Source organism: Shewanella vaxholmensis (assembly GCF_031932135.1).
In the GTDB taxonomy this organism is placed as follows: Bacteria; Pseudomonadota; Gammaproteobacteria; order Enterobacterales; family Shewanellaceae; genus Shewanella; species Shewanella hafniensis.
Genome location: NZ_JAUOEV010000008.1, coordinates 1 through 12,715, shown reverse-complemented (window position 1 = coordinate 12,715; position 12,715 = coordinate 1). Strand labels below are relative to the sequence as shown.

The 12,715-nt window shown below is 46.5% G+C and carries 13 protein-coding genes; 7 read left to right on the top strand and 6 right to left on the bottom strand.

All coding sequences use genetic code 11. The features are described from left to right. Positions 1–94: 94 nt before the first annotated feature. Together Q4Q46_RS08885 and Q4Q46_RS08880 are read right to left on the bottom strand one after the other, a co-directional pair. A complete protein-coding gene (locus Q4Q46_RS08885) occupies positions 95–826 on the bottom strand; it encodes a LytR/AlgR family response regulator transcription factor (RefSeq protein ID WP_006083764.1) in 732 nt (243 codons plus the stop codon). Continuing rightward, positions 820–2,493, bottom strand: a complete 1,674-nt coding sequence (locus Q4Q46_RS08880) for a sensor histidine kinase (protein WP_297895283.1) — start codon at positions 2,491–2,493, stop codon at positions 820–822. The genes Q4Q46_RS08885 and Q4Q46_RS08880 overlap by 7 nt, the downstream gene beginning before the upstream one ends. 527 nt (positions 2,494–3,020) lie before the next feature. Between Q4Q46_RS08880 and Q4Q46_RS08875 the strand changes: the two genes are divergently transcribed. From Q4Q46_RS08875 to Q4Q46_RS08855, 5 genes are all read left to right on the top strand, one after another. After that, positions 3,021–3,944, top strand: a complete 924-nt coding sequence (locus tag Q4Q46_RS08875) for a pirin family protein (protein WP_311890507.1) — start codon at positions 3,021–3,023, stop codon at positions 3,942–3,944. Positions 3,945–4,216: 272 nt separating this feature from the next. Further along, positions 4,217–5,263, top strand: coding sequence for a sensor histidine kinase (locus Q4Q46_RS08870; RefSeq protein ID WP_311905752.1), 1,047 nt, complete (start codon positions 4,217–4,219; stop codon positions 5,261–5,263). Beyond that, positions 5,264–5,953, top strand: coding sequence for a response regulator transcription factor (locus Q4Q46_RS08865; RefSeq protein ID WP_311890506.1), 690 nt, complete (start codon positions 5,264–5,266; stop codon positions 5,951–5,953). Between the two features lie 50 nt (positions 5,954–6,003). Then, positions 6,004–6,702: a potassium channel family protein gene (locus Q4Q46_RS08860; RefSeq protein ID WP_311905751.1), complete on the top strand. Its 699-nt coding sequence runs from the start codon at positions 6,004–6,006 to the stop codon at positions 6,700–6,702. Position 6,703: 1 nt separating this feature from the next. Then, the gene (locus tag Q4Q46_RS08855; RefSeq protein ID WP_311905750.1) at positions 6,704–8,065 is read left to right on the top strand and encodes a TrkH family potassium uptake protein; all 1,362 of its coding nucleotides are present in this window, start codon (positions 6,704–6,706) and stop codon (positions 8,063–8,065) included. Between the two features lie 61 nt (positions 8,066–8,126). On the opposite strand, the gene Q4Q46_RS21325 is transcribed toward Q4Q46_RS08855, so the two are convergent. Next, positions 8,127–8,273 carry a hypothetical protein gene (locus Q4Q46_RS21325; RefSeq protein ID WP_342899039.1) on the bottom strand — a complete coding sequence of 49 codons (147 nt, stop codon included), beginning with the start codon at positions 8,271–8,273 and terminating at the stop codon, positions 8,127–8,129. 450 nt (positions 8,274–8,723) lie between these two features. On the opposite strand from Q4Q46_RS21325, the gene Q4Q46_RS08850 reads away from it, so the two are divergent. Together Q4Q46_RS08850 and Q4Q46_RS08845 are read left to right on the top strand one after the other, a co-directional pair. Continuing rightward, the gene (locus Q4Q46_RS08850) at positions 8,724–9,392 is read left to right on the top strand and encodes a DUF6088 family protein (RefSeq protein ID WP_012196480.1); all 669 of its coding nucleotides are present in this window, start codon (positions 8,724–8,726) and stop codon (positions 9,390–9,392) included. After that, positions 9,389–10,456: a nucleotidyl transferase AbiEii/AbiGii toxin family protein gene (locus Q4Q46_RS08845; RefSeq protein WP_311905749.1), complete on the top strand. Its 1,068-nt coding sequence runs from the start codon at positions 9,389–9,391 to the stop codon at positions 10,454–10,456. Before Q4Q46_RS08850 ends, Q4Q46_RS08845 begins: the two co-directional genes overlap by 4 nt. A gap of 717 nt (positions 10,457–11,173) precedes the next feature. On the opposite strand, the gene Q4Q46_RS08840 is transcribed toward Q4Q46_RS08845, so the two are convergent. The 3 genes from Q4Q46_RS08840 to Q4Q46_RS08830 all read right to left on the bottom strand — a co-directional run. Beyond that, positions 11,174–11,833 (bottom strand): DUF4145 domain-containing protein, encoded by a 660-nt coding sequence (locus tag Q4Q46_RS08840; protein WP_311905748.1) that lies wholly within the window; start codon positions 11,831–11,833, stop codon positions 11,174–11,176. A 77-nt stretch (positions 11,834–11,910) separates the two neighbouring features. Next, the gene (locus tag Q4Q46_RS08835; RefSeq protein ID WP_261738074.1) at positions 11,911–12,495 is read right to left on the bottom strand and encodes a DUF4145 domain-containing protein; all 585 of its coding nucleotides are present in this window, start codon (positions 12,493–12,495) and stop codon (positions 11,911–11,913) included. Between the two features lie 10 nt (positions 12,496–12,505). Further along, on the bottom strand, positions 12,506–12,715 hold a 210-nt coding region (locus Q4Q46_RS08830), incomplete at its 5' end, for a hypothetical protein (RefSeq protein WP_311905747.1).

The following is a 12,715-nucleotide window of genomic DNA, read 5'->3' as shown; positions in this document are numbered from 1 at the left end:
TTAGGGGATCAGGAATTGAGTCCACTATAAGAGAGATGCCATTCGCGCCGATCAATTAAGGCATGAAATACAGATCTGCAGGAATGAATGACAATTACAGCCTCATCAGCTGTCGAAAAGCCTTAATATTACTACGGCTAACGGGCACCTCGAACGACAAATCATGCAAGCGGATCAGGTAAGTACTATTGAACCAAGGCACGATTTCGCGGATCTTGTTGATATTGACGCAATAGGAACGGTGGCAGCGGAAAAAGCCCTCGGCGGGCAAGCGGCTGACAAACTCGCTAATGGTCATCTGCATCACATAACGGTCGGTGCGGGTATACACATAGGTGAGTTTTTCATCGGCCTCGGCGTAATAAATTTGCTCGCAGGGCGTGACGATAATCCGCTCACCCTTGACTAAATTCACGGTACGACTGGCATTACTCGCCGCTTCATGTTGCGGCTTTGGCGCTTGTCGCCCCGCCTGTTCAATCTTCTGCAATAAGCTGATGATCCGCGGCTCATTGTAAGGCTTGAGAATATAATCGAAGGCTTCGAGCTCGAACGCTTCTACCGCAAATTCTTTATAGGCAGTCACAAACACCACATGGGGTGGATGGGTCGATTTATGCAGATTCTTCGCCAGCAATAGGCCATCGATGGACGGAATTTGGATATCCAAAAACACCACATCAACCTCGTGATCCTGCAGATATTTAAAGGCCTCCAAGCCATCCTCAAAGCTTGCCACTATGTCTATTTCACTGTGGCTCTTTACTAAATACTCCAGCTCCTCACGGGCCAGATATTCATCTTCAACTATGATGGCTTTTAACATACTTGCGCCTCATTTTCCGGTAAATAAAAGCTGACTTCAGTCCCAGGTTCAAGCCGTTTAAGCTGTAAACCTTCGCCGTACAATAACTTCACCCTCTGGTGCACATTCATTAGCCCAATACTGCTGCTTTCTATGCGACCCGCGGCGACGCCATCTATTACCTCCTGGCTGATGCCATAACCAGTGTCACGCACGGCCACGCGAATGCCAGCATCGAGTTTTTTCACTTCTATGGTCACTCTGCCCGGCGCACTACGTGGCTGAATGCCGTGCAAAATGGCGTTTTCCACCAGCGGCTGCAACAAGAGGCAAGGTACACAAAAATGCACATCGTCGACATCGAACACCACTTCAAGCTTGTCGCCAAAGCGCGCCTGCTCGATCGCCACATAATCGCGTACTTGTTTGACTTCCTCTTGGATATCAATCAACTCATCGCCCTTGGCTAGGTTATAGCGCAGATAATCGGCCAGATTGGCAATCAACTCCCGCGCCTGCTGCGGCCGAATACGGATCAAAGAAGAAATCGCATTGAGGGCATTAAACAAAAAGTGCGGGTTAATCTTGCTCTGCAGCGCAGTAAACTCCGCCTTGCGGGTCATCTCTTGCAGTTGCTCAATGCGCGACACTTCCATCTGGGTCGAAATCAACTGCGACAAGCCCACCGCCATTTCCCGCAGCGAGCTGGTAATCCGATAGTTATTGCGATAATAAATCTTCAGCGTACCGCTCACAGTGCCGTTTTCACGCAGCGGAATTATGATGACCGAATGAAAATCCGATAAATGATATTGGCGTAAGTCGTTGTTAATAATGTTTTGATCTAGCTCTATCGCCCTTTGAGTCATCTCGCTAATCGCTTGATGACCATCGACCTCGTAGTAATCTTTGCCAACGCCCATATAGGCTAATACATCGCGAGTATCGGTAATCGCCACGGCATCAGCATGGATTTCATTACGGATCACGCCGCACACTTGCTCTAAGGCATGGCGGTCAATTTTGCGGAAGAAAGGTAAGGTTTTGTTGGCAATATCCAACGCGAGCTTGGCCTGCTTGGCGGCAATGAGCTCTTTCTCATCATCGAGATCTTGCACTAGCTTAATAATCAGTCCGATACACACAGTGCCCGCAATCATGGGATAGGCAATATGGCTCACTATCTCTACACCTACTTGGTGCGGCTCTGTCAGCAGCCAAATCAACAACATGGTCAGTGTTTCGCACAACATGCCCGCCACAATGCCATAAATCCATAACTTAGATTTGGGGCATTTGTAGTAAATCCAGGTCGCCATTAGACCAGCAATAATGCTGGCGATTAAACACGGGATAGAAGTATCGCCATCCATATCAATCAAATATCTATGCAGCCCCGACAACACGCCCGCGGGAATGCCGACCCAAGGGCCAAATAAAATTCCACCGGAAATAATCGCAATAATGCGCACGTTAACCAGCGCACCTTCAACCTCAATACCGGTATAAGTACTAAACACCGCAAATAAGCAAAATATCGCCGCCACAGAGACCAGCTCTGCGGGGGTGTGATTACGCTTTTGGAATAAACGCTGGAACGGTCGAGTGCGGGTTAAAAAGAACAAGGTCATCAGCATCAAGGCCGCCCGTTCAAATACCGCCAGTAACATCATTTGATTTTCGAGCACGCTTTCCCCTTAATCAATCACGCTGAGTGACAGCCTAATTCTATATGTGAATTCTATCTGTGTTAGTGTTAAGCAGTATGCTGAATGGATTACGGCTTAGGCTGGCAATGTCGCCGCCAACGCCTGTACCGATAAAAGATAGACTCGATTTTGCAGATCTGACTTAACGCGTGAAGGATAAAAATCACCGAGACTAACCCTGAACTCGTCCGCTATTTACGGCTCGAGTAAAACATCAAACGCTAATGCCCCACATAAATACAGGCTTGCTAAAGTAAAGGACAGCAAAAACTCCCATACACGCGGGCTCAGTCACAGATTCACGTTTGAATTGGGTTAACAGAGTTATCCAAGGGCGATATTAACAGCTCAATTACCCAGCCATATGACAGCGTCGATTTGCAAAATCCACGGGAATACCCGAAGCTAAAACCTTCGGCTCGAATGCAAGGTGGGATCTGAAACCAGTTCAGCATGCCAGACTAACACTAACTAAGTGTGTCCTCGCAAAGGAATAAGGAGCGAACATGAGTGAAGTTCAAGCACAGTTTTATGGTGGCCCTAAGGAATGCCCTATTGAAAATGGCCGCATTCAAGTTCAACGAATTTCCCCCAAAATCAGTGATGTCGGCGGCATTCCCGTCGCACGGGCGATCCCACAAAAAGAGCGTCGTCTTATCGGCCCTTGGTGTTTCCTCGACCATATTGGCCCAGTCACCGACGGCCCTGAGCTAAACGTTGGCCAGCATCCGCACATTGGGCTGCAAACTTTTACTTGGATGCTCGAAGGCGAAATCATGCACAAGGACAGTCTCGGCAGCGCCCAAGTGATCCGCCCTAAACAAGTTAACTTGATGACCGCCGGACACGGTATCGCCCACACCGAAGAATCCGTCGCTGGCCATAGCACTATGCACGCGGCGCAGCTGTGGATTGCCCTGCCGCTTGAGCATAAAGATACAGCGCCGAGATTCGATCACTATCCCGAACTCCCCACGTGGCACGATGCGGGCGTTGATTTCACACTCCTAATCGGCAGTTGGCAGCATCAACAGGCGCCCACATTGCACTTCTCGCCGATTGTGGCGATGGATTTGTTTGCCGCCGAAAACACTGAGCTCACCCTGACTCTCGACCCGAGTTTTGAATATGCCCTCATGCCACTCGAAGGCTTTTTCCGTATCGATGACCAAAGCTTCAACAACAACGATCTCGCCTATCTGGGGATGTTACGCGAAAGCGTCACGGTCGAACTCGACGCGGGTTGCCGCATACTGTTGATTGGCGGCGCACCACTGGCCGACCCTGTCAGTATTTGGTGGAACTTTGTTGGCCACAGCAAAGACGAAATCGCTAAGGCTCAAGCGGATTGGGAAGCCAGATCTCCACGCTTTGATACTGTGCCAGGCTATGACGGTAAGCGCTTAGTGCCACCGCCGATACCTTGGTGATCTTTAGGCAGATAAATAGATGGGCAAATACTTGATAGCTAGCCCATTAGCATCAATCCGATAACGGCCCACGCCTAGAATGGCTTACCCCATGAGTCTATGGGGTAAGCCTGATTATTAGCTCGCAGCTTGATATGAGTGCGCGAGAACAGCCCGAGCAAACTGCACGCTAAGCCACTCACAGGGCTATAAATTTTACGGATTTTTTACGCGCTATCTTAAAATGGCTTTGCTAGAGTACAGACACTTTCTTTATATGCGTCTTTCTATCCATGACTTCATCCATAGCGGCTCCCATGACTCAATACTGGCGTTCGCACCCAACATTTTTTACCGGCACAGTGCTAGTTATCGCGATTTTTAGCAGTGCTTTTATCGATTATTTTGCTGGTTCCACCATAGCCGTGCTGCTGATCTTACAATTGGCCGTGGTCGCTGTGGCCCTGCAATGCAACGCTAACTTTGCCTATTTTGCAGCTGTGTTTGAGGCGACTAGCTTTAATTTTCTGTTTACCACCCCGCGCTATTCGCTACAGATGTTCAATCTTGAGGACATTCTCAATCTAACTGTGTTTTTACTTGTCGCCCTGACCACCAGCAAATTAGCCGAACTTTATCGCCGCCAACAAGCAGCACTCGAACAGGCTCAGTTACGCAACAGCATCTTATTGTCGGTTTCCCATGACTTACGCACCCCGCTCTCGACCATCATAGGCACCCTGACGACCCTGAAGGAATACATGCCTAAGCTCAGTGCGTCGCAAAAGACTGAGCTGATTGATAGCGCGGCTGCCGAGAGCCATCGTCTGCATCAATATATCGAAAACCTGTTACAGGCCACTAAGTTACAACACGGCGCACTCAAGTTCAGCCTGAGTGAAGACGCCATGATGAATGTATTGCATCAAGCTATCGGCCGCTTTCCCGCCGCGCAGCCACGAATTGTTATCGACAGCGAGGCCGAACTGCCGCCACTGATGATCAGCAGCTCTTTGATTGAACAGGCCATTTTTAATGTGCTGGATAATGCGCTGCGCTATTCGCCCTTAGATAAACCCGTCACAGTAAAAGCTTACCAGCAGGGCGATATGCTGCGGTTAGATATTCAAGATGAGGGCGTAGGCATCGCCGCCGCAGAGGCGCAGGCTATTTTTGAACTTTTTTATCGCCAGCATCCCTCCACTGATGGCGGCGCAGGCCTTGGGCTTGCCGTTGCTAAGGGCATAATTACCGCCCATGGCGGCCAGATCAGCGCCGAACCTGTGGCTAAGGGCAGTCTTATTTGTATTGCTTTGCCGATTAAAAAGGGGGAGCAATAAATGGCTTACAAGGTGCTGGTTGTCGATGATGAAGTGCAAATTCACACTTTTATGCGGATATCGTTAGAAGCGGAAGGCTTTGAATATCATGGCGCCGCCTCGATTGCCTCTGCCCTCGCCCAATATCAAGCACAGCGGCCACACGTGTTAGTGCTCGACCTTGGCTTACCCGACGGCGATGGCATCTGCTTGCTGCAAACCCTACGGCAGCATGACAAAGTGCCCGTGCTTATCTTAACCGCCCGCGATCAAGAGGAAGAGAAAATCCGCCTATTGGAAGCGGGCGCCAATGATTATCTCAGCAAGCCATTTGGGATCAGGGAGTTAATCGCGCGCATTAAGGTATTAGTCCGCGACTTAGTGGACGAACCCGCCTTGAGTGATGTGCTGCAATTTGGCGCACTTAAGCTGCAAAAAAGTACCCACCAGCTTTGGCTCGACCAGCAAGAAATCGCCTTAACTAAAAAGGAATTCGCCCTGATTGAGACCTTAATGTCTCACCCCGGCCAGTTAGTAAAACAAACTGAATTGCTGCGGGATATTTGGGGCGAAACCCATACCGATGACAATCATTATCTGCGGATCTTGGTCAGTCAGTTACGCAAAAAGCTTAACGACAGCACAGAGCAACAGCTGATCAAGACAGAAGCGGGACTCGGTTATCGCTTGACTGACATGAGTCAAAAATAACGTTTTTATCATCAACCACACTTTCAAAAAAATCGTAAAAGGATGTTTGTATGGCACATTTTACTGTCATCGGATTAGGCCGCTTCGGCGTCGCTGTTAGCCGAGAACTGATCCACTTAGGTCATACGGTCACTGGTGTCGATAATGACCATAAAGCTGTTGAAAAATATGTAGAAGTTCTTACAGAAGCCGTAATTTGCGATTGCGCAGATGAGGCGTCGCTAAGGGAACTCGATCTTGCCAGTAGCGAAGTTGTGATTGTCGCTATCGGTTTTGATATGCAATCGAGCCTGCAGTGCACACTGGCACTGAAAAATCTCGGCGTGCAAAATATTTGGGTTAAAGCCAGTAATAAGGCGCACCACACCATATTGTCTAAACTCGATGTTACTCGGATTATCCACCCTGAAGAAGATATGGGGGTCCGCGTCGCCCAGTCGCTAAACTATCCCATGGTGAATAACTTTCTCGCCATCGGCGATGGGCTCTATATTGTTGAAATCCATATTAAAGCCCATTTGCATCAAGCCACTGTTGGCCAACTGCTGGGGAGCTTGCAAGAGAAAAACACTGATGAGCAAATCAACGTGCAACGCAGCCCTAAGGGCAAAGTCGCGCCGTTAATGGTCAAACGAGAGCAAAGTGTATTTAGCAAGATTGATAGCGATTTTACCTTGCACACAGAAGATGCCCTATTCCTTTGCGGTAGCCGTGCCGAGTTAAAACAGCTCGCGCCAAGGTTGGTGTAAGGTGGTTCAATGGCATCCTTCGCTCACCCTAGAGCACACTCCTAAAACCGGCAAAAAACTCTTTGGCGCGCCGCCCTTTATCTTAAGTGCAAGCTTTGCTCTGTTAATCCTCGTCGGCACATGTTTACTTAAACTGCCCATCGCCACTGTGTCGCCCATTACTTGGCTGCAAAGCCTGTTTACCGTCACCTCGGCGGTGACAGTAACAGGGCTTGTGGTCGTCGATACTGGAAGTGTGTTCACGCCCTTTGGCCAAGTGATAATCGCGCTGTTAATTCAATGCGGGGGTTTAGGCTTGATGACCTTTGCGATTGTCACCCTTATCGCCCTTGGCGGTAAGATTGGCTTCTTGCAGCAAACCGTCGCAAAAGAGGCGTTTAATCAAACCGATACATCGACATTAGTCTCGACCGCCAAAGCCGTATTTGTGTTTTCGCTGTTGGTTGAAACCGTAGGCATGCTGATTCTATCAGTGCATTGGAGCCATGAGCTCGGCTGGCAAACCAGCTTATTCCACGGTTTTTTCTATACGATTAGCGCCTTTAATAACGCAGGTTTTGCCCTCAGTGCCGACAGCCTAATGCCCTATGTGGCCGATCCCGTGATCAACCTAACCATCACAGGTTTATTTATCATTGGCGGTTTAGGATTTTCGGTGTGGATAGATCTGCGTAGGAACAAACGTTGGTCAAAACTCACCGTTTACAGCCGCATGATGATTACTGGCACTATTGTTATCAACGCGGTCGCCGTGATTGCGATTTACCTTATCGAGTACAACAACCCTAACACCTTGGCGCCCTTAAGCGAACTCGGCAAATGGTTAGCCTCATGGTTTCAAGCCGTTACACCGCGCACCGCAGGCTTTAATACCCTAGCGATTGACCAACTCGAAGACGCCAGTACCTTGCTCATACTCGTGCTGATGTTTATCGGCGGCGGCTCATTAAGTACCGCCAGCGGCATTAAAGTCGTCACCTTTATGGTGCTGATTTTGGCCACTTATGGTTATTTACGTCGCGACGAAGCCATCTATGTGTTTAAACGGGAAATCCCCAAAGATACCGTCAGCAAAGCCTTAGCGCTGACCATCATCTCTCTGGTCGTATCTTGGCTGGCCATTTTCATATTGGTATTAAGCGAGAAAGCGCCGTTAATCGATATCGTCTTCGAGGCCATATCCGCACTGGGCACTGTCGGTTTATCCCGCGGTTTAACTGGTAACTTAACTAGCCTAGGCCAAGCCATCATCATCTTTATGATGTTCATGGGTCGCCTCGGCCCACTCATGCTCGCCTATTTCCTCGCCAATCCAAGGGTGAAAAAACTGCGCTACGCAGAAACCAAACTGGCGATTGGTTAAAGTGATTGGTTGGAAGGCTGGCACTGAAAAATAGTCAGTGCCGCTATTGGTTCAACTCAGCTTAGCTGTGGGCGATCAACAACTGGCACAGCGGGGCGTTAATGTAATAATTAGCGCGCCCCACTTTTTGTTTCGTTAAAAATCCGTACTCGACCAGTTGCTCTAAATATTTAGTGACGCCAGTAGTAAGTAAAACAAACGAGTCTATATAGATAAATTTCGCTCTTTTTTATACTTAAGAGAGCCAATATGTATAATTTTCCTCAAAAATTATACATGACGGAGAAAACACGTATCGTTTTTCAATTTTTCTATACATTACACCTAACTCGTTCAACTCAATGGCAAGAACGTCAAATAGCAACTAACTCAGCAAAATCAGTTACTTTACACATAAACATGGCTCATTTAACATCTGCTGCTTCTTATTTTAATGTAGAGTGGCCAACCTAAACTGAAAGGGCAGATCACCAGTACAATGTGCCAAGATCAGCGTCGAGTAATACGAACCGTCTTGCCAGCAATATTTCACGCTCTCTTGCTAACTCGTCCAGCCTTGCATCAATTGCCCTTAACTCTTCAGCAAACATACGCCCTCCATAAATACCATCTAATCAAATTCATCCTGACACAAAGTTAGCTGTAAACCATATAATTAATGAGCTACAATAAAGTCACATCAATAATATCTGTCAGGATTAAAGCTTTGTCAGTCTCAGCGTTAGTTGCCAATAGACTATCTCGAATGAAACGAGGCGTCCCATTTTCTATAGAGAACTTTTATTCTCTAGGCACGACGACATCTGTTCAAAAGGCAATGAGCCGACTAGCCCAAACAGGGGAAGTGGTTCGTGTGGCAAAGGGGTTCTATTCCCGCCCCAAACCCTTACCTAGCATTCCGTCTATCAAGATTACGGCAAAGGCAGAAGACGTCGCGCAGACATGGGCACGGACTCATCACTATAAAATAGCGCCTCAAGGACTCGAATCGGCTTATCGACTTGGCATGCAAACGCAAGCGCCCGTTAAAGCCGTATATTGGACGACAGGACCCAGTCGTGAGTTCCATGTTGGTCATCAAACGGTACAAGTCAAACATACGACAGAAACCAAATTGCAGTGGATAAATAAGCCAGAGGGAACCTTATTGAGAGGCTTGCTCTCTTTATCGCCGGAACACACTTCTGTCGCGACCCTGCTGATGGCGATAAAGCGTTTAAATCTTCTTGAAAATGAAGCAATTGAAGTTATTCGAAAACTCAGTAACAGCCCAATATTGAAAATGTGGCATTCCAAGTTACATCAACTAGAGAGCAACCTCAGATGATGAGCATTTTTGACTGGTACGCAGATAAATCCAAACATACGGAACTCGCCGCCATGTTTGAATATGCAGCTCAGCAACATGAGCATGGCTTAGTGGCTAACTTTTTAGAAAAGGATGTTTGGGTGGCTGAAATACTCCGCCTACTCTACGACGAAAGGCTGCTCGGAGACTGCTCTGTTGCCTTTAAAGGTGGAACCGCCCTCAGTAAATGTTGGGGTGCTATTGAGCGATTCTCAGAAGACATCGATTTATCTATCCACTGGGCTGATTTATCTGGGTTATCTGAAGAAGATGAGTTAACCGCGTGGAAAACAAGCACTCAAAGCACTAGCCAAAATAGAAAGTTTAGAGATGCTCAACAAAAACGCTTAGTGCAGTGGAGCAATAACTTAGTTGAAACACTGAATGCTCGATTCGCCCAGTACAACATAGCAGGGCTCTGCGCCAACGTTGAGCCTGACTCTCATGGTGAAAAAATTGATATCCATTTCCCGCGAGTCACCCATAGCGCTAATGACTATCAACTTGATCATATACTATTAGAATTTGGTGGTAGAAATCGCGGCAAACCAACGGAAGTCATCGATGTCGCATGCTACATGGATAGCATTACGGCTTTCCAATCCTTGGCATTGCCCAAAGCAAAAGTGATGGCATACCAGAGAGACTTTATTCTTTGGGAAAAATTAACGGCACTCCATCAATTTGCCACCCAAGAAAAGGAGCCCAATCCAAACAGACTCGCTCGACATTGGTATGATGTCGATTGCCTGTTAAGGATGGGATTTGCAGATCCTTATAATACGCCAGAGGCGATGCTGGCCGTCATTGAAATGAAAAAATACCGCTTCGCAAACCCAGGTGTCGATTACGAAAAAATCCTTCAAGGGCAGCTAACACTGATCCCAACACCTAAAAGATTAGACGAGATCGCCAAGGATCACGCCCAGGCTATCGCGGGAGGGATGTTTTTTACCACCCCGGTATCGTTTGACAGCATAGTGATGCGTCTTAACGTCATGCAAAACGACCTAAATAAGCATCTTGCTGCATTGCTCAAGTAGTATGAGCCTACGTGATCCGCACCGCAGGGGATCCATCACACTCACTCAGGTATAGCTGTCGAGCAGAGTCTATTCATTATCTTTTTATGGATTGTAGCGACGGGTTGAACGGACCAAAGGTGGTTTTGCTAACGAGAACGGTTTATTCAAGCTGCTTTACGCGGGTATATTGAAGACATCAGAGCGCTGGACGCATCCCATCCAAAATTGGAATTTGACACTGTCACAACCGGAAGTAGAGAGCAGTATGCACAATTAAGTGCAAATTTTCTGGTCTTGAAACCGGACTATTCGCTAGCAACAGCTCAAATTGAAAACGCTCCAAATGTGGTCAATTTCCGAACGAATAAGCTATTAGCGGAAAAGTGGAAAAAGACGAAACGTTGATAATCAGCTTTATTTAAACCCATAAAAACGAAGACGATCCTTTTACCTTTTAAATCAATGTTATAAGGTAGATTCTATCAATTTATACAAAAAGATTGTCTTCGTTGAATTCAAATGGTCTTCGTTCGAATTTCATCTTTACAACTTGTATTGGAACAATAAAGTTTGTACACTAACGGGGTTGTGGAATAATAAAGTTTGTACACTAATACCAAATCTAAAAAGATTCTGGATGACGAGCACTACAAGACCAAGCCGCAGCAAACCACCGGAAACACAGAATTATGAACAGCATCAAGCGTTGCGAATCTACTTAAATTGTCTGTTATGTCACATATGATTGAGCAAAAAATCTTCGACATCTCGAATCATGTTTTCTACATCTGTTTCTGAAAACAGTTCTGGATTTCCATGTGCAGCACTATTGCGAATATCAGCAATTGCCGTAATTCGCTTTTGTTGAAGCTTGGTATATAGCCCTTGCTTTGCTAACTGTGAGTTCATTGTATCAAGCTTACCATGAGGTATATTATTATCTGAGCACAAATCCCTCAGAGCAGTTTCTAATACCACACCAGCAATTACAGCTGATGCCAATTTATATCCACTTTTAAGAAGTTCTTCAGCTTGCTCCAACTCACTGTCAAAAACTTCAGCTTGAACAAGCTGCTTAAGTGAGTTTAAATACCCACCTTCGAAATCTTCTTTAGCCGCATCAAAAATAGCGCCTAGCCGTTTCTTGATAGAATACTCAGATTCCCCAGAATAGCTTTTCTTTTCACTCGCTGTGAACGCTTGGAAATGCTGAGATTTTTCTCCACACGCAGTGACAAGCAAGTTCCTTACTTTTACCTTCCAACTAGTAAATAATTCCGAATCTATTTTATCTATGGTGCCTCCCATTGCACCATTTACGCGTTGCTTAGTATGCTCAATGGTGTCCAATTGATCTTTTAGCTCATTAAACCTTTGTGCCAATTTCTTATTCATTCTATTTCCTTATTTCTAGCCTACGCTTTTGACATAACGCCCAATTAAGGTGTGAACCACGCGACCACAACACTCAATTATGCATTTTGTTTAATGCTGATCATTTTTGGCATCGTAAACGTGTACATAAGAAAGAGTTCACAAAAATCGAGCAGTTCTTGAGCATGTGTCGCACTGACGGGCTCTACTTCGTGAGCAGCTTCGTTACCATCGGTTCTGATAATGTGCGCCCACTCTTTTAGAGATGATGTTATCTTTTTATCAACGTAAAGTTTTTCAATGCGCTGATACAAATTCCCACGCCCATCGGGATCTAAGGTTTTTGTCGCCACTTCTAACACTTTTCGACTCATCATAGCTGAAGCGTCATATGAGTTTTGCTTCAAAGAATTTTCTGCCTGAATATAGAATGACGCTATATTGCTTGGAACATGCTCTGGGGCTTCGGAATCTGCTGGTTCTGGGTAAGTATCAAGGATTTTGCAGGCCTCAGTATTGCTATCAATATTGCCCATAATCTGATGAGGAGTAGGTCCCCAAAAGTGCTGAACTTCAGCAAATAAGCCACTATTGCAACCACTGCACACCATTGGCACTAAATAATGGGTAGAATGGTCCTCATATCGGCCTGTGCCTAGCTCGCCGAGAGAGACAAACGTCATTTTTAATGCATTACAGTGTGGACACGTTCTTATTAAAATTGACACTAAATTCTCCTAAAAATGCATAACGCCCGCCTAAGGGACTGACAACACATAACACTAAACTCAAACACAACAACCATAGGCACTGCTGTTCATTGGGACAGGAAACCCCACGCGTTGACAGTCCATCTTGAGGCGTTTGTTGAACGAAGCCGCTTTGCGGCAGGAACAAGATAAA